The sequence below is a fragment of the Acinetobacter sp. AOR12_HL genome, assembly GCF_027855275.1.
Lineage (GTDB): Bacteria > Pseudomonadota > Gammaproteobacteria > Pseudomonadales > Moraxellaceae > Acinetobacter > Acinetobacter baumannii.
In genome coordinates this window covers 216,052-233,210 of sequence record NZ_JAKTIJ010000012.1, presented here as the reverse complement: position 1 = coordinate 233,210, position 17,159 = coordinate 216,052, and the positions used below count along the sequence as shown (strand labels likewise).

Annotated in this window: 16 protein-coding genes and 1 pseudogene; 14 read left to right on the top strand and 3 right to left on the bottom strand. The window is 37.6% G+C overall.

Annotated features, from left to right (window positions below):
* Positions 1 to 153: 153 nt before the first annotated feature.
* Positions 154 to 246, bottom strand: a pseudogene (locus MKL36_RS05365) (hypothetical protein); the annotation flags it as partial.
* Between the two features lie 162 nt (positions 247 to 408).
* On the opposite strand from MKL36_RS05365, the gene MKL36_RS05360 reads away from it, so the two are divergent.
* From MKL36_RS05360 to MKL36_RS05330, 7 genes are all read left to right on the top strand, one after another.
* On the top strand, positions 409 to 2,199 hold the full coding sequence (locus MKL36_RS05360) for an ABC transporter substrate-binding protein (RefSeq protein WP_086374122.1): 1,791 nt from the start codon (positions 409 to 411) through the stop codon (positions 2,197 to 2,199).
* Between the two features lie 15 nt (positions 2,200 to 2,214).
* A complete protein-coding gene (locus MKL36_RS05355; protein WP_086374121.1) occupies positions 2,215 to 4,038 on the top strand; it encodes an ABC transporter substrate-binding protein in 1,824 nt (607 codons plus the stop codon).
* Positions 4,039 to 6,072 (top strand): M3 family metallopeptidase, encoded by a 2,034-nt coding sequence (locus MKL36_RS05350; protein WP_021510820.1) that lies wholly within the window; start codon positions 4,039 to 4,041, stop codon positions 6,070 to 6,072. It begins immediately after the preceding gene.
* Between the two features lie 12 nt (positions 6,073 to 6,084).
* Entirely contained in the window at positions 6,085 to 7,023 is a 939-nt protein-coding gene (locus MKL36_RS05345; RefSeq protein ID WP_000881924.1) for an ABC transporter permease, read from the top strand.
* 7 nt (positions 7,024 to 7,030) lie between these two features.
* Positions 7,031 to 8,173, top strand: coding sequence for an ABC transporter permease (locus MKL36_RS05340; protein ID WP_021510819.1), 1,143 nt, complete (start codon positions 7,031 to 7,033; stop codon positions 8,171 to 8,173).
* A 12-nt stretch (positions 8,174 to 8,185) separates the two neighbouring features.
* Complete coding sequence (locus MKL36_RS05335) at positions 8,186 to 9,916, top strand: ABC transporter ATP-binding protein (protein WP_001295034.1); 1,731 nt, start codon at positions 8,186 to 8,188, stop codon at positions 9,914 to 9,916.
* Between the two features lie 107 nt (positions 9,917 to 10,023).
* Positions 10,024 to 10,683: an SOS response-associated peptidase family protein gene (locus tag MKL36_RS05330; protein WP_031945562.1), complete on the top strand. Its 660-nt coding sequence runs from the start codon at positions 10,024 to 10,026 to the stop codon at positions 10,681 to 10,683.
* Between the two features lie 53 nt (positions 10,684 to 10,736).
* Here the strand turns inward: MKL36_RS05330 and MKL36_RS05325 are convergent, their stop codons facing one another.
* Entirely contained in the window at positions 10,737 to 11,105 is a 369-nt protein-coding gene (locus tag MKL36_RS05325) for a hypothetical protein (protein WP_000979740.1), read from the bottom strand.
* 309 nt (positions 11,106 to 11,414) lie between these two features.
* Here MKL36_RS05325 and MKL36_RS05320 point away from each other — a divergent pair, with 309 nt between their 5' ends.
* On the top strand, positions 11,415 to 12,272 hold the full coding sequence (locus MKL36_RS05320) for a 3'(2'),5'-bisphosphate nucleotidase CysQ family protein (RefSeq protein ID WP_000471057.1): 858 nt from the start codon (positions 11,415 to 11,417) through the stop codon (positions 12,270 to 12,272).
* A gap of 57 nt (positions 12,273 to 12,329) precedes the next feature.
* Positions 12,330 to 13,064, top strand: a complete 735-nt coding sequence (locus MKL36_RS05315) for a histidine phosphatase family protein (RefSeq protein WP_001162376.1) — start codon at positions 12,330 to 12,332, stop codon at positions 13,062 to 13,064.
* A gap of 56 nt (positions 13,065 to 13,120) precedes the next feature.
* On the opposite strand, the gene rpsT is transcribed toward MKL36_RS05315, so the two are convergent.
* Positions 13,121 to 13,387, bottom strand: coding sequence for a 30S ribosomal protein S20 (rpsT, locus tag MKL36_RS05310; protein WP_000013652.1), 267 nt, complete (start codon positions 13,385 to 13,387; stop codon positions 13,121 to 13,123).
* A gap of 212 nt (positions 13,388 to 13,599) precedes the next feature.
* Here rpsT and MKL36_RS05305 point away from each other — a divergent pair, with 212 nt between their 5' ends.
* From MKL36_RS05305 to MKL36_RS05285, 5 genes are all read left to right on the top strand, one after another.
* On the top strand, positions 13,600 to 14,265 hold the full coding sequence (locus MKL36_RS05305; protein WP_000156076.1) for an NAD(P)H-binding protein: 666 nt from the start codon (positions 13,600 to 13,602) through the stop codon (positions 14,263 to 14,265).
* Positions 14,266 to 14,277: 12 nt separating this feature from the next.
* Positions 14,278 to 14,784, top strand: coding sequence for a ribonuclease E activity regulator RraA (gene rraA, locus MKL36_RS05300; protein WP_000108825.1), 507 nt, complete (start codon positions 14,278 to 14,280; stop codon positions 14,782 to 14,784).
* Positions 14,785 to 14,808: 24 nt separating this feature from the next.
* Positions 14,809 to 15,591 carry a glutathione S-transferase N-terminal domain-containing protein gene (locus MKL36_RS05295; RefSeq protein ID WP_085916949.1) on the top strand — a complete coding sequence of 261 codons (783 nt, stop codon included), beginning with the start codon at positions 14,809 to 14,811 and terminating at the stop codon, positions 15,589 to 15,591.
* A 145-nt stretch (positions 15,592 to 15,736) separates the two neighbouring features.
* Positions 15,737 to 16,669 (top strand): Dyp-type peroxidase, encoded by a 933-nt coding sequence (locus MKL36_RS05290; RefSeq protein WP_001222569.1) that lies wholly within the window; start codon positions 15,737 to 15,739, stop codon positions 16,667 to 16,669.
* A gap of 79 nt (positions 16,670 to 16,748) precedes the next feature.
* Complete coding sequence (locus tag MKL36_RS05285; RefSeq protein ID WP_000473795.1) at positions 16,749 to 17,105, top strand: hypothetical protein; 357 nt, start codon at positions 16,749 to 16,751, stop codon at positions 17,103 to 17,105.
* The last annotated feature ends 54 nt before the right edge of the window (positions 17,106 to 17,159 follow it).

The window sequence follows — 17,159 nt, the reverse complement described above, 5'->3', positions numbered from 1 at the left end:
GTATCTGTAAGTTAGGCTTGATCTAATGTGGATCATAATTAATTTTTAATGTATTTTATTTGTGCATTTAAGGTATTAGATGATTAACTTATATGAATATAATATTTGGCAAAAAGTTACTTTTATTTATATAGTTCAAACGTTTTTAAGTATCTAATAAAAATATGAATTTTTAATGTTTTTAAATATTTTAAGATGGATATTAATAAATGGCATGAAATTCGCTTTATATTCAATGGTTACAAAACACTAGGTATTTGAGTTTATTTTTCCATTTGATCAAATCGAAAGAGGATAAAGGAAAGTAAATTTTAAATCCTAAATAGGCCTATCTGTTGAAAAAGAACTTTTCTTATGCAGATTTAGATGTTACTCAAAAGGATAATATCTTTTAAAAAAACTAATTACGTGGGTATGAACTTGAAATTAAAATTTTTTAAGCTCGCCATTTTAAGTCTGGCTATTACATCAGTTCCTTGTGCTTACGCAATTACGCCAGCGCAACCAAACAAAATTTTGCATGTTGCCTATGAGGCCCCAGATGATGGTTTCGATATGGTCAAAACCACCAATTTCTATAGTGCTAGTATTGCTGAGGCAATTTTTGAGCCTTTACTCAAATATGACTATCTAGCGCGTCCATTACAGTTAGTTCCCAATACTGTAGAAAGCCTGCCCAAAGTGGAACAAGACGGTAAAGTTTATATATTTAAAATTAAGCCAGGTATCTATTTTACCAATGATCCAGCTTTTAAAGGTAAACGCCGTGAGTTGGTGGCTGAAGACTACGTCTATACAATTAAACGTATTTTAGACCCTAAAAATAGAGCGCCTTCTGTTTCTTTTATTGATGGTAAGTTACAAGGTGCCGATGCGGTTGTAGCTCAAGCAAAAAAAACTGGAAAATTTGATTATGCTACTCCGATTGCTGGAGTTAAAGCTCTTGATCGATATACTCTACAATTTACTTTGACTCGCCAAGACTTTAATTTTCCTTATATTCTTGCCTATATTACTTTTGGTGCTGTTGCTAAAGAGGTTGTTGACTATTACGGTGACCGTATTGGTATGCATCCCGTAGGTACTGGTCCTTATATGTTAAGTAAATATGTACCGAGAAGTAAGGTCGAGTTAGTTGCTAATCCTGATTATCGTGGTTTTGTCTGGAATTTTAAGTCAACAGGAACACCTTGGGATAACCATCTTGTTAAGGAAATGTCTGGAAAGAAAATGCCACAAGTTGGCAAGGTGGTGGTCAGTATTATTGAAGAAGAGCAGTCACGATGGTTAGCTTTTCAGTCTGGACAACTAGACTTTGATAAACTCACAGCGAATGCTGTTCCTCAAGCTTTAGATGGAAATCAGCTTAAAGCTTCTTTTAAGAAGAGAGGAATTAAGCACTATCCAAATAAGGATCCTGAGATTACCTATACTATGATGAATATGCGGGATCCAGTGATCGGTGGTTTTAGCCCAGAAAAAATAGCGCTTCGTAGAGCAATTACTCTGTCATACAATCAAAAAGAAAGCATAAAACAGGCATATAAAAGTCAGGCTGTTAGATCACAAATGTTTATACCTGAAGGTGTAAACGGATATAACCCTAAATATAAAAGTAGCGTAGGATATAATCCGCTGTTAGCAAATAAACTACTTGATTATTATGGTTATAAAAAAGCGGCTGATGGCTATCGGACCTTACCAAATGGCAAACCTTTAATTTTAAAAATCAATACAGAAAATAGCTCAGCATCGGTTATTCATTCAGAACTCTGGAAAAAAAATCTAGATGCGATTGGCATTCGAGCTGACTTTAAGGTAAGTAACTTTGCAGATAACTTAAAAGCCGCTACTCAATGTAAATATATGATCTGGAGCGGTGCATGGATTGCTGACTATCCTGAAGGAGATAATTTTGCACAATTACTATATGGACCAAATGCTGGGCAGGGAAACCATGCTTGTTATCAGTCTAAAACCTATGATGCTCTTTATACTCAGGCCATTCATTTACCACCTCAACAACGGCTCCCATATTACGAAAAACTTAACCGTCAGATAGAAGCTGATAACCCTTGGATTATTCATGTAACACGAATTCGTAATTGGTTGATACAGCCTCAAGTTCAGGGGTTTAAAGCTCACCCAATGATGAATACAAACTGGCAATATCTTGATATTACCCCTATTAAAAAATAATTTTAGATAAAGATCATCATGACCGAAAATTTAAAACAAAAGCTTAAGCACTGTAGTGTCGGCCTATTCTTTGCCGGAATGGCTTTAACGGGTTCTATATCTATTTTTGCGAAAAGCCCAGCCGATCCAAATAAAGTTTTGCGTTATGTATTCCCAACAGCTGAAACAGGCTTCGACCCAGCTTATGTACATGACTTATATTCAGCGCATGTACTCACATCTATATTTGAAACTTTATATACCTATGACTATTTGGCAAGACCAGCAAAATTAATCCCACACGTGGCTACGGCTATGCCAGAAGTGAGTGCAGATGGTCTGACTTATACCATTCATATTAAGAAGGGTATTTACTTTACAGCCGACCCAGCGTTTAAAGGTAAACCTAGAGAGTTAACAGCTTACGATTATGCATATTCTTTTAAGCGGTTATTAGACCCGAATTTACGCTCACCCAATAGTTGGTTATTGGAAGATAAAATTGAAGGTATGAATGCTTTAGTCAAAGCAGCCAATAAATCCGGAAAATTTAATTACGATCAAAATGTAAGTGGTTTACAAACACCTGATAAGTACACTTTGGTGATTCGGTTAGTAAAACCAGACTATAACTTTCCTTTATTACTGGCTCATGATCCGACAGGTGCGGTGGCACGCGAAGTCATCGAGAAATATAAAGATAAAGCTGGTTTTGTTATGGGGCATCCAGTAGGAACTGGACCTTATATGCTCAGTAAGTGGATACCTGCCTCACGTATTGTTTTAAAAGCAAATCCTGAATATCGAGGTTTTATTTGGAACTTTAATGCCAGTAGCCCCGGGGATGAAGCAATTGTAAAGCGCCTTAAAGGTAAACAAATGCCTCAAATCGGCACAATTGATATTCAGGTCATGGAAGAAAACCAGTCACGATGGTTAGCATTCCAGCGTGGTGAGGTAGATATCATTCAGCTTGAAGGGCAATTAGTTTCAAAAGCGATTAAAGACGGTAAATTAAGACCCGAGCTTGCAAAAGAAGGCGTGCAATTATCTCGTATTGTTGATCCAGAAATTAGTTATATCTATTGGAATCTCAAAGATCCCGTTGTTGGAGGAATGAGTAAAGAAAAAATTGCCTTACGCCGTGCTATTGCGATGTCCCGTTCAATAGATCAAGAGATTAAATTGGTAAGGAATAGTGATGCAGAACGTCTTCATTTCCCAGTTCCACCTGGTGTAGTGGGATATGACTCACAGTATAGAAGCAGTACACCATATTCAGTAAAAGCAGCCAATCTGCTGTTGGATCGATATCACTACAAAAAAGATGCTTCTGGTTGGCGTACACAACCAAACGGCAAGCCGCTCGTGGTCGAATATAAAGCGCGCAATGACAGTATTGGCCAACAAAGTGCTGAACTTTGGAAGAAAAACTTCGATAACCTACATATTCGCATGGTGTATAAGCCAATGCTTTTTTCAGACTTACTTCGATCACAAAAACAATGTGAGGGAATGTTTGGTTCTTCTGCATGGATCGCTGATTATCCAGATGGGGATAATTTTATGCAGAATTTTTATGGTCCAAATACTCATATGACTAACTGGTCTTGTGGTTCGATACCAGAGTTTGATGAGTTGTACCGCCAGTCTCAACAAGTGAAGCCAGGCCCAGAAAGAGATGCGTTATATCGAAAAATGACGCGCTTGTTAGAGGTTTATATGCCTGTGCAAATGTCTTATGCACGCTATCGCAATATGTTGGCCCAACCACGAATTATTGGATATAAGAAGCATCCGATTTTACATGCTGAATGGATGTACTTCGATATTGATACAAATACGAAATCTAATCATTAAATGAAAAAAATTGGAGATACGATGAAAAATAATACACTGAAAATGACTACATTATGTATGTTGACCATAGGTATAAGTCAATTTGCATCGGCTGAAGTGACGCGTGCGACATTACCATTACTCAAAGCAGAGCAACTCCCAGCATGGTGTGATTCTAATTTAAAAAAAATTCAGCAAGAGATTTCTAGTTTTGAAAAAACGCCTGTTAAAAACGATGCTGCCGCTGCTCCGATATTAGCCAAGTGGGATAAAATTTTTGCTCATCTTGAAGATTTTTCGGGGCCCATAGGTCTATATAGTAACGTCGACCCAGATGCGAAATTACGTAAGGCAGCCGAAGACTGCGAAATCAAAATTAATCAGTTTCATACTGATATCTTCCAAAATTCAAAACTATATAACGTAATTAAAAATACAAAAGCAAATGATCCGATTGACCAGAAATACCGTCAAGATATTCTGGATCAATTTGAAGACACAGGGGTTCAGTTAGAACCAGCAAAACGCGCAAGAATGAAGGCTATTCTGGATGAGTTGACTAAACTCGAACAAGAATATAACCGCAATATTCGTGATAACCCTGAAAAACTTGAATTTACTCCTGAAGAAATGAAAGGGCTGCCAGAAAGTTATATTTTAGGGTTAAAGAAAAATGCTAAAGGTAACTATCTATTAGGTTTTGAGTATCCGGAATATCGTCCATTTATGGAGCTAGCGGATAATGATGATGCTCGAAAAAGATATCAAATCGCTTTTACGCGACGTGGAACTGAACAAAATTTAAAACTACTCAAACAGGCAATAGATTTACGTTATGAACTTGCACAATTATTTGGAAAAGCGAGTTATGCAGATTGGGCTTTAAAAGACCGAATGGCAAAAACACCAGAGGCTGTAAACAAGTTCTTGGCAGAAGTACAAAAAACTGTAGCACCACTTGAACGTAAAGAAGTAGAAGAGCTTCGTGCATTTAAAGCACAAACCTTAAAGACGCCGTTAGACAAAACCGAGATAACGCGTTGGAGTGAAGCTTACTGGAGCGAAAAACTTCGTAAGAGTAAATATCAAATTGATCAGGAAAAGCTTCGTGATTATTTTCCGACTTTAGCCGCACAAAAATGGTTATTTGCTATTTCATCTGATCTTTACGGTATTGATTTTAAACCTGTCAAAGTTAAAGCATGGCAGGATGAAGTTGAATATTACGATGTAGTTGATAAAAAGACAGGAAAACTCCTTGGTGGCTTATATATGGATAAATTCCCCCGTGAAGGGAAATACGGCCATGCAGCAGTTTGGGGAGTATATGGTGGCAGCACTTTAACCAACCGATTACCGATTTCAGTATTGGTGACCAACTTTAACCGTAAAGGTTTAAATAGTGATGAGCTTGAAACTTTTGTACATGAGTTCGGTCATGCTTTACATGGCATCTTATCAAACACACGCTATGCAAGTCAGTCCGGAACTTCTGTCGAGCGTGATTTTGTAGAAGCACCTTCTCAAATGTATGAAGAGTGGGCACGCCGTAAAGAAACCTTATCTAAAGTGGCCGATTATTGTGATCCAGCTTGTCCACGTGTTGACGATGAATTAATTGCCCGTTTAAAAGCAGTACATAATTATGGCCGTGGTTTGCGTTATGCGCGTCAGACGCTTTATGCACAATATGACATGGCACTTCATACGGCAGGTGCCTTAAAAGTAAAACCTTTAGAAACTTGGCAAAAAATGGAAGCTGCTACAGCCTTAGGATATGTGCCAACAACAGAGTTTCCTGGACAGTTCGGGCATTTAATGGGTGGATATCAGGCAGGTTATTACGGTTATATGTGGTCTGAGGTTTTAGCGCTAGACATGCTTTCTGCTTATGGTGACAACCTGAATAACCCACAAGTGGGACAACGTTATCGTCAGACGATTTTATCGCAGGGTAGCCAAAAACCGGCAGCTGAATTGGTTAAAGATTTCCTTGGTCGTGATCCTGACAATAAAGCATTCTTTAACGAAATTACCGGACAACGGGTTAAATAAGGAATTATCACTATGCTGGCATATGTTATTCGGCGTTTATGGCAGATGATTCCGACCATGTTGGGAGTAGTGCTGCTTATTTTTATCTTATTTAATTGGGTCGGTGGAGATCCTGCCTATATTTTGGCAGGTAAGATGTCTAACCCTGAGCAGATTGAAAATATCCGTAAACAGTTAGGTGTTGATCAACCTTATTATGTTCAACTTTGGATTTTTATTAAGCAAATTCTTACTTTTGACTATGGCGCAAGTTGGAGCACAGGTGAATCCGTTTCACAAATTATCTTAACCCGATTAGGACCGTCGCTCACACTTTTAATTCCACTCACCATTTTACAAACAGTTATTTCAATTATTTTAGCATTGGCTGTAGCGGCGGTACGTGGCTCTCTAACTGATCGTATGGTCATGATGTTATGTACCATCGGGATGTCGATTAGTATTTTGGTTTACATTATTGTTTTTCAATATGTTCTGGCTTATCAACTGAGCTGGTTTCCAGTACAGGGATGGAGCGATAGTTTTACCGACAATTTATTTAAGTTTTCCTTACTACCAATTCTAATCATGCTGGTGGTGAGTATTGCACCTACTTTACGTTTATATCGTAGCTTTGTGCTTGATGAGGTAAATCAGGATTATGTGAGAACCGCACGTGCTAAAGGTGTAGGGGAAAGCCGAATTTTAAGTGTGCATGTTCTACGTAATGCCTCAATTCCGATTATTACTGATGTGATGTCAAATTTACCGGCATTATTGATAGGTGCATTTTTAATTGAACGCTTTTTTGGTATTCCCGGTATTGGTCGTGAAGTGATTATTGCTGTAGAGCGTAGTGATTTTCCTGTCATCAAAGCCATTACTGTATATATTGCAGCTGCAACCATGATTTTTAATTTGATTGCGGACTTGGTCTACAAAGTGGTTGATCCACGTGTACAGTTGAAGTAGGTGAGTTATGCTGAGTGTTTTACCAAAAAGAAAGTTAGAAACCCAGACCGCTCCTGCTTCAGCGGGGCTATGGCGACTTGCCATGCGTCGCCTTCGGGCCGATAAAATTGCAATGGCATCGCTCATTGTTGTGTTGTTCTATTTGATCGTATTAATACTATCTCTAACGGGTGTGATTGCATCTGATTGGAATAAAGAAGTTGCTGTCAGTTATGCGCCTCCTACATTTATAGGTGCAGATAAGACAACGGAAGCTTTGAAAAGTACAGCCGCTGTAGATGAGGAATTACCGGAAAATCCAGTCGATCCCTTAAAAGACGTAATTCACCAACTCAAGGCTGAAATCAAACAAGAAAAGAGCTCTGGAAGTGCAATTGATTATTATGGTGTAGTTGATCCATTAGCTGATGATATGAAAGCAATTGATCAGCAACTCGGTGGACATTTACTTGATCAGCAAAGTGAACTAAAAAGTACCCTAATTTTTGGTGCTGACAAATGGGGGCAAGACGTCCTTAAAAAAACCATTAAAGGCGCTGAAACTTCAATTATTGTAGGGCTTGTTTCTGCCTTACTGGCAGTCACATTAGGAACGCTTTTAGGGGCAGTTTCAGGTTATTTTGGTGGGTGGGTCGATGATATTCTCAACTGGTTTTATAATATTTTTACTTCCATTCCATATTTATTATTAGTTCTTGCGATTGCTGCTGTACTACAACAAAAGGGCATTTTATCTATTGTTCTGATTTTAGGCTTAACGGGCTGGACAGGTGTCTATCGGTTAATTCGTGCTGAATATATGAAACATACCGCACGCGAATATGTACTTGCAGCTAAAGCCATTGGTGTCGGGCATTTTCGCCGCATGTTTATTCATATTTTTCCTAACGTCAGCCATATTGCATTGGTCCAAATGTCTATTTTGGTGGTTTCTTTTATTAAATCGGAAGTGATTTTGAGTTTCTTAGGGTTCGGTGTGCCAGTAGGTGTAGTGTCTTGGGGCAGTATGTTAAATGAAGCACAAAGTGAACTTCTTTTAGGTAAGTGGTGGCAGCTTGTCGCAGCCTCTGTCGCAATGGCTGTTTTGGTTACGGCATTTTCAATGTTTACTGATGCGCTACGCGATGCATTAGACCCGAAACTAAAATAAGAGGAAATCCAAATGTCAGAACAAGAAAAAAAGACCCCATTACTTCACATTGAAAACTTACGTGTAAGCTTTAAAGGTGAAGATAAACAATATATCGAAACTGTGAAAGGAATTTCCTTTGATATTCCGACCAATACGACTGTAGCTTTGGTTGGTGAATCAGGTAGTGGTAAGTCTGTCACTTCTTTAGCAACTATGGGTTTATTACCTGTGGGCCAAAGCAAGATTGATGAGAAAAGTAAGATTATTTTTGAAGGTAAAGACTTGCTTGGCTTATCGCGTACAGAGATGCGAAAAATCTGTGGTAAAGATATCGCCATGATTTTTCAGGAACCGATGTCATCATTAAATCCGGTTTTTACGGTTGGCAATCAAATTGCAGAAGTGTTGTGTTTACATATGGATATGAGCCGAAAACAGGCGCGGCAACGTGTTTTAGAGTTGCTTAAAGAAGTCGGTATACCTTCACCAGAAACGAAAATTGATGCTTATCCTAACCAGCTTTCGGGTGGGCAGCAGCAACGTGTCATGATTGCAATGGCAATTGCTTGTGAGCCCAAACTACTGATTGCCGATGAACCGACTACAGCGCTTGATGTCACCATTCAAAAACAGATTATTGATTTACTTGAATCATTGCGTCAGCGCCGACAAATGTCGATGCTTTTTATTACTCACGATTTGGCTTTGGTTGGTGAAATTGCAGATCAAGTGATTGTGATGCGTCATGGTGAAATTAGAGAGCAAGGTGCCGCTGAACAAGTTTTGGAACAGCCTAAAGATGTATATACCCGAGCCTTACTTTACTGTCGTCCTCAAATGTCACAAAGACCTTATCGTTTGCCTGTAACCAGTGATTTTATGCGACAAGAAAACAATATATTGGTAGAGCAAAGCTTTGATGTTTCAGAAATTCCTGAGCGTAAACGTGGTTTAAATGGCGATGAGCAAATTATTTTAGAAGTAAAAGATCTGAAAAAAAGCTTTTATAGTCGTAAAGGATTGTTTGGCAAAGAAGAATTTCAGGCGGTAAAAGGTGTTTCTTTTAAACTGGCTAAAGGAAAAACGCTTGGTTTGGTAGGAGAATCGGGCTCCGGTAAAACGACTGTTGGGTTATTGCTCATGCGCTTACATCAAGCCTCTGGGGGGCAGGCTTTAATTGAAGGTAAAGATATTCTTTCTTTAACTGAAAAAGAGTTTGCCAAATATCAAAGGAAGATCCAAATCATCTTTCAAAATCCATATGCTTCACTAAATCCACGCTTTACGATTGGGCAGATCTTATTGGAACCTATGCAAATTCATGGAATTGGTAAAGATGATGCGGAACGTAAGCAAATTGCGCTTGGTTTACTTGAGAGAGTGAATCTGCCTGAACAAGCTTATTATCGATACCCACATGAGTTCTCGGGCGGTCAACGCCAACGTATTGCGATTGCGCGCTGCTTAACGCTAAAGCCTGAAATTCTAATTTGTGATGAATCTGTTTCGGCGTTAGATGTTTCAGTTCAGGCACAAGTACTTAATTTATTACAAGACTTACAAGATGAGTTTGGGCTTAGTTATATTTTTATTTCACATGACTTGTCGGTTGTGAAATATATCTCCGATCAGGTTATGGTCATGAATCATGGTGAAGTTGTTGAAATCGCCAACTCGGATGAGCTCTATGCACATCCGCAACATGACTACACCAAACGACTATTGCAGGCTATTCCACAAGGGATTCAGCACGTTTCGTAAGCGTAAAGTTATGTCGTTAAAGGCACTTTCAAGTGCCTTTTTATTTGGTTTATAGAATAAATACTTATAAAATAAGAGATGTAAAAGTACAGTATTTTATTCCTGCTATGTGTGCCAACTTTAAGCCTTTAACTCTTGCCCAATTGCAGCAACTTCAGTTGCCTGTGGTCGGCTTTAGCTATGCCGATGAGGTTTATCCGGGTGGGACAATGCCATTGTTATTCAAATCACCGCAAGGTTTTGAGTGGCGTGAAGTCATGTTCGGTTTGGTTCCTAAATGGGCAGAAGATACGAACATAGCAAAACATACTTATAACGCTCGTCATGAAACAATTTTCCAAAAACCGAGTTTTCAAGAAGCTGCTCTTAAATGTAAGTTCGGTGTAATACCCGTGACGGAGTTTTATGAGAGTAAATATATAAATGATAAACCTGAGCGGTGGGGCGTACGCCGTAAAGATGGGCAGGCTTTTTTTATCGCAGCAATCTATGAAATTTGCAAAATGAATGAAACGATTGTCCGTTCTGCGAGTATGTTAACCATGGATGCGATTGATCATCCCATGATGAAAGACTTCCATGAACCGGGTGATGTTAAAAGATCGGTAATTGTGATTCCACATGACCGTTTAGATGAATGGTTAAGTTTAGAAACACCAGATATTTCCAGTTTTATTGAAGGTTTTCCTGTTGAGGAATTTGAATGTTTACATGTTCCTAAAGAGAGGATTATAAAACCTACACCTCAATTAAGTATGTTTGAATAACTACATTGGAGTTAGGTTATTGGCTTAATTTTTAAGTCAATAACCTTTGAGATTTAATCAATATTCTTACTTAAAGTTTGTACCTGCTCATCTTGCGCCAGATAAGCCAATTCAATTGGTGAGATTACAAAAGTTGAGTTATCTGAGGTTTGTTTAAAAACAAATCCATATTCAAAAGATTGCGTATTTTTACTTGGTAACCAAAATAAATAAGGACAGCCTGTATAGCTGCCATCCCAACCCATTTCTTTAGCTAAGGCCAAAGCTGTATCGGATTTAGCAATGATTTCTTTAAGTGATTCTTTATCTCTTTGGGAGACATCACCATCATCATCTGCAAATGTTTGTAAAAACTCATTTAATGGAGTTAGGTCTTCCCAGTTATTTTCAATTGTTGAGAAGTGATATCCATATAGCATCATATTTAGTCTTCCATTTTGTTATTGTGCTATTGAACATAGCAAGAAATGCGTGAAAAAGAAATGGTTGAATTTACTTTAAGTTGTTTATTTTTCATAAGTTATAGCATATTTTCTATACAAAAATTAACTAGGCTTTCTCTTGAGTAATAAGCGTCTGATCAAGTTAAAATATAAAGATTCAGCTGTTGATGGAATAATAGTGTTCTTAATAAAAATTTAAGCCTTTTTGTAAGGATACTAGACTGTTGGTGAATATTGAATTTGTCATAATTCACTTATAATGAAAAGGAAAGTAAATAGAGCTTATTTATGTTTATAACAACAACTCGCCCCAATGATGCTTTAATTGAACAGCTACTACCAATCTTGGAAGAAGCTAGCCAAATCTTATTACAAGAATATCAAAACTATTCGGCTGGATATGAATTTACGATTCAAGAAAAACATGACGATTCACCTGTAACGCAAGCAGATTTAAAGGTAAATCGTTTTTTATTAAAGCATCTTGCAGAAATTACACCTGAGTTACCGGTTTTGTCAGAAGAAAGTGACTATAGTGCTCGCCATGCTTGGTCTTCTTGCTGGATGCTAGATCCACTTGATGGTACAAAAGAGTTTATACATGAGCGAGATGAGTTCACGATAAACTTGAGTTTGATTGAAGGGCGTGAAACGATTTTTTCGGTGATTGTTGTGCCATGTGAGCAAGTTGTTTATTTAGGTTATTTAAAAGATTTACCTTTTAAATATAGCTTTAGCCAACAACAATGGTATCAATATCAAAAAACACCTTATTCAAAACAAGCTCCTGTACAAATTGGTTTAAGTCATAGTAGTAAAAATCCGAAATATCAGAAATTCATTGAACCTATTGAAAAGATTCGTACCGTAATTCGACGTGAAGCAGGCAGCGCTTATAAGTTTTGTATGATGTTAGAAGGAGAGATCGATATTTATCCTAGATTTCATCCGACATCAGAATGGGATACCAGCTCAGGTCAAGGATTATTAGAAAGTATAGGTGGAGGTTTACTCACTCTAACAGGTAAGCCCTTTGAATATAACCAGCGTGATACCGTATTAAATGGGGGCTTTATCGCATTTCGTGATCAGGAAAGCAAAAAAATAGCATTTGAAGCTTTAGCTCAATCAGGTGTTTTGGATTGAGAGTTATTGTAGACATGCTATAGTGGCAAAATATTGAGAAAAGATGACAAGATAAAAATGGCACTCGATTTATTGCCTAAAAGCATGTTTGAAGCAATTGATTTATTGCCTGATGCTTCGACCCCTGTAACTCTTTTTACACGTCACTCCTTAAGAGAGCTGGTAGACGGGCAAGGCTTGGCAGGATACGACCTCCAGCTTACACCGCAAGGACGTGAGCTTGCTCAGGAATGGGGTAGCTATTTAATTAAAAACACGGATCGTGTAATTCAACATTGCATTTCTAGCCCAATTCAACGTTGTGTAGACACTGCTGCACTTATGATTGAAGGAGCAGATGGGGTGAGTCCTGAGCCGAATACACATACAATTGAAATAGTTGAACAAGGTTTGTTGGTTGAACCTGGTAGCTTTGTACTGGATATTCAGCAGGCGGCGCCTTATTTCCGTAAACAAGGGGCACTTGGTTTTATTAATAGCTTTGTGAACAATGCCTTACCGGGTATGAAACATCCAATTACTGGCGTATTAGATGTATTAGAGCTGATCTATCAAACTCATCCTAAAACAAAAAGTGGTCTAAGTTTAGCTGTAAGTCACGACACAATTATTGCAGCGATTGTTGCAGTAATTTCGGGCAATAACCAAATACAAAAAGCAGATTGGCCTGCCATGATGGAAGGGCTGTTTGTATGGTTTGAAGGTGATGAATTTCCAAATTGTAAATTAAAGTGGATTTGGAGAGGCAAAACTTACGAGTTAGATGTTTCTGAGTTCCATAAAGTACAGTAAACACAAAAACATAGACAATAAAAAAAGCCCTGTTGGGCTTTTTTTACATGCTTCAATTAGTTAGCTAAAGCTTTAACTTGAGCATTTAAACGGCTCTTATGACGAGCAGCTTTATTTTTGTGGATGATGCCTTTATCAGCCATGCGGTCGATTACAGGAACAGCTTTTTTGTAAGCTTCTGTAGCAACAGCATAATCACCACCAGCGATTGCACTTAAAGTACGTTTGATGTAAGTACGAACCATAGAACGCAAGCTTGCGTTGTGTTTACGCGCTTTAACGTTTTGGCGCGCACGTTTTTTAGCTTGAGCAGAGTTTGCCACTCTTGCACTCCTTGAAAATAAGTTGGTCTGGGCGGGCTGTGGTCAATCCAGTAAACTGGTGTAACCATCACCAGCCCGTAAACAAGTGCCATATTGTGATGAATCAATACCGTGAAGTCAAGCCTTGAGAGCATTTTAAGCGGTTTTAGGGGCTGCTAAAACCGTAAGAAAAGGTTAAATTTGATACAAACTTAAAGAGGGTTGGATAAAAAATGACTATAAGTACGAAAAAAGCAATTGTAGTAGGTGCTACAGGACTCGTTGGTTTAGCGCTTGTTGAACAACTTGAGCAAACACCAGAATTTGAGGCCATTACCGTTGTAGTAAGAAAAGAATCACAACTACTTAATACATATAAGAAAGTTACTCAGCTCGTTATAGACGATTTTTTATTGCTCAATGATGAAGATGTGAATGGTCATACTCATGCATTTAGTTGCTTAGGTACAACTTTAAAAATAGCGGGCTCAAAACAAGGCTTTTATGCAGTTGATTATGAGATAAATGCTCACTTTGCAGACTTAATCCAAGATAAACATATTCATTTTTTAATTGTTAGTGCACTTGGGGCAAATGCTAATTCGCCAATTTTCTACAATAAAGTAAAAGGCGAATTAGAAGATTATATTCAAAGTTTAGGAATCGAAAAATTATCTATTTTTAGACCTTCTCTACTGATTGGTAAGCGTAGCGATGTGCGTTTTATTGAAGATTTAGGACAAAGTTTATTTAAACTTATTGAAAATAAATGGACTAAGCCTTTCAAATATAAACCAGTTACAGCAGAGCAATTGGCTCATACCATGGTCGTAGCGGCGCTAACGCAAATTGAAGCTTTTAAACGATATGATAATCTCAGCATACAACAAACTCGATAAGGGAGAATAAAAGTGTCGACAGTACCATTTGTGACATGTGATTTATTAGATGACAATCCGGAAAAAGATTTGCAAGTGGTCACGCCATCAATGGACGGTAAGTTCTTTAAAAGCTATGGCGCACGACAAACTTTTGGCGGACAAGTTGTGACTGTAAAGTGTTTTGAAGATAACTCGCGTGTAAAAGAGTTATTGGCTACAGATGGTACAGGGAAGGTATTGGTTGTGGATGGTGGTGCTTCAATGCGCTGTGCACTTATGGGAGATATGATTGCGGAATCAGCAGTTAAAAATAACTGGAATGGTGTGGTTATTTATGGCTGTGTACGTGATGTTGATGCACTTGCAAGCTTAGATTTAGGTGTACATGCATTGGCTGCAATTCCGCAAAAAAGTAACCGTAAGGGCATTGGTGAAGTAGATATTCCTTTGTATTTTGGTGGAGTCACAATTCAATCTGGTGATTTTATCTATGCAGATAATAATGGAATTGTGATTGCTAAAGAAAAACTAGTCTAGCTCCACAATTAAATAAAGGAATGCATAATGGTGAATCATCAAATTAAAGTACTGCAAGCATTAGCGTCTGCAATTGCTGAAGGTGGTAGAGGTGTTACAGGTACAGCATTTCCTAAACAGCCTGTTAGAGCTCTTAAACTTTATGAATTTGAGGGTTCACCATTTTGTCGCCGCGTTCGTGAAGTGATTACACTTTTAAATTTGGATGTCGAAATTTATCCATGCCCGAAAGGTGGATTAAAATATCGCTCCATAGTTAAAGAAATTGGCGGTAAATTACAGTTTCCTTTTTTTATTGATGAAAATACAGGTGACAAATTATACGAATCACAAGATATCATTCATCATTTATTTAAATACTATGGTAAGACAGGCCAAACTCCTGATAAGTTTTCAAATTATCCAAAAATGCCATATCTGGCGTTTGCCGGAACATTATTAAATGGTGCTCGTGGTGTCTGGATTAATAAAAAAATAGTAAATAGAGCTGCGCCTGAGCATAAACTTGAACTATGGAGCTTTGAAGCAAGTCCGTATTCAAGAGTAGTAAGAAGTGTATTAAGTGAGCTTGAGCTACCTTACATTTTACATAGTGTTGCCAAAGAAAGATGGCAAGATATGGGGCCTGCGATTCTTCGGTTAAAACCGGGCAAATATGAACCTTTAAAAGAGGGAAAGCGAGAAAAATTGTTGCCGGTCATGCAAGGTAAAATGCAAGTGCCTTATTTAGTGGACCCAAATACAGGCGTTAAAATGTTTGAATCTGCGGAAATTGTAAAGTACCTAAAAAAACAATATGGCAGTTAAAATATAAATGAGAAAAACACGCTAGAGATTGAGATAACTCAGTCTCTTTTAAGAAGCGACAACAATAAGAAATCATACGATAAAAACATGAATATGCTAAATTACTATCTTAAATTACCAAAATAAGGCCTGTTTTATGGAATGTATGAGAATTCAGCCTGTAACGAGTCATCCTGGAGAAAATGCTTTATTTATTGTATTAGGATTAGCTCAAGGTGATTCTGTTGTAGAAAAAGTAAAAGATTTTGCTGGTAAATTCTCAGCGTTAACCAGAAGTTTGTCTAACCGTTATCCTGAAACTAAATTTAATGCCATATTAGGTTTTAGCTCAAACGCGTGGGATATTTTATTTCCACAGCAAGCAAAGCCTCAAGAATTAGAAACATTTCAAGAAATCAAAGGCCCAAAATACACAGCCGTTTCAACACCCGGGGATTTATTCTTTCATATTCGTGCTGATCGACAGGCTTTATGTTATGAGTTAGGAAGTATCATCAATGAACAGTTAGGTAAAGTAACTTACCCAATTGATGAAGTGCATGGTTTTCGTTATTTCGATGGGCGTGCGATTATTGGCTTTGTAGATGGGACAGAAAATCCTGAACCTGTAATTGCTGCACAATGGGCATTAGTGGGTAACGAAGATCCTGACTTTATTGGGGGAAGTTATGCATTTATCCAAAAATATACCCATGATATGGAAAAATGGCGTGCCTTAAGCGATGAGGAACAAGAAAGAGTTATCGGGCGTAAAAAGTTCAACGATATTGAGCTTGATGATGACGAGAAGCCTTTAACAGCACATAATGTAGTAAGTAAAGCGCATGATGCAGAAGGCAATGAACTAAAAATTATGCGTGCAAATATGCCTTTTTCGAATCCATCCAAAAATGAATATGGTACTTTTTTTATTGGTTACTCACGTAAATTTAGTACGACACGTCAAATGCTTGAAAATATGTTCTTAGGAAATGAGCAAGGTAATCTTGATCGATTACTTGACTTTAGTACTGCCCAAACAGGAACTCTATTTTTCGTACCGACAGTAGATTTTCTAGATAGCTTGGGTGACGAGTAGGCATTAAAAATAAACTTAGATGGTAGAGGTGAGTAGATTGCCTCTACTATATAAATTGAAATTAATATGATGTGATGAGATGTTTAAAAAATTAACCCAACTTTTTCAAGGTTCGAAAGAGACACCAGAACAAATTTATTTACAAGAGAATCAGCTCAGTTTTGATTCAGAGCGTGGTCCAGTTATTAAAGATGTCGTGATTAATGAAAAGTGGTCAGAGCACCTTGAGTATTTTTCAAATCGTAAATTACAGAATTTTGATAACTTACCTAAGCTATTTCAAATTACACCACAAATTAATGAAAAGATTGATTTAGAGATTGCAACACAACGATATGTGGAAAGGTTAGGTAATACACAAGAAAAGTTACTTGAGCTTAAAGCAATCATACAGGTATTAAACCAATATTATGTAATGTTTTTACGAGACAAATAACTTCAAATGATTGTTTAAGAACTATAAAAAAGTATCACAAAGTAGTAGCTTGAT

Coding starts and splice junctions, on each gene's coding strand:
- MKL36_RS05315 (WP_001162376.1), top strand. CDS start 12,330: ATGGCACTCGATTTATTGCCTAAAAGCATGTTTGAAGCAATTGATTTA.
- MKL36_RS05345 (WP_000881924.1), top strand. CDS start 6,085: ATGCTGGCATATGTTATTCGGCGTTTATGGCAGATGATTCCGACCATG.
- MKL36_RS05335 (WP_001295034.1), top strand. CDS start 8,186: ATGTCAGAACAAGAAAAAAAGACCCCATTACTTCACATTGAAAACTTA.
- MKL36_RS05305 (WP_000156076.1), top strand. CDS start 13,600: ATGACTATAAGTACGAAAAAAGCAATTGTAGTAGGTGCTACAGGACTC.
- MKL36_RS05350 (WP_021510820.1), top strand. CDS start 4,039: ATGAAAAAAATTGGAGATACGATGAAAAATAATACACTGAAAATGACT.
- MKL36_RS05290 (WP_001222569.1), top strand. CDS start 15,737: ATGAGAATTCAGCCTGTAACGAGTCATCCTGGAGAAAATGCTTTATTT.
- MKL36_RS05325 (WP_000979740.1), bottom strand. CDS start 11,105: ATGATGCTATATGGATATCACTTCTCAACAATTGAAAATAACTGGGAA.
- MKL36_RS05340 (WP_021510819.1), top strand. CDS start 7,031: ATGCTGAGTGTTTTACCAAAAAGAAAGTTAGAAACCCAGACCGCTCCT.
- MKL36_RS05330 (WP_031945562.1), top strand. CDS start 10,024: ATGTGTGCCAACTTTAAGCCTTTAACTCTTGCCCAATTGCAGCAACTT.
- MKL36_RS05285 (WP_000473795.1), top strand. CDS start 16,749: ATGTTTAAAAAATTAACCCAACTTTTTCAAGGTTCGAAAGAGACACCA.
- MKL36_RS05320 (WP_000471057.1), top strand. CDS start 11,415: ATGTTTATAACAACAACTCGCCCCAATGATGCTTTAATTGAACAGCTA.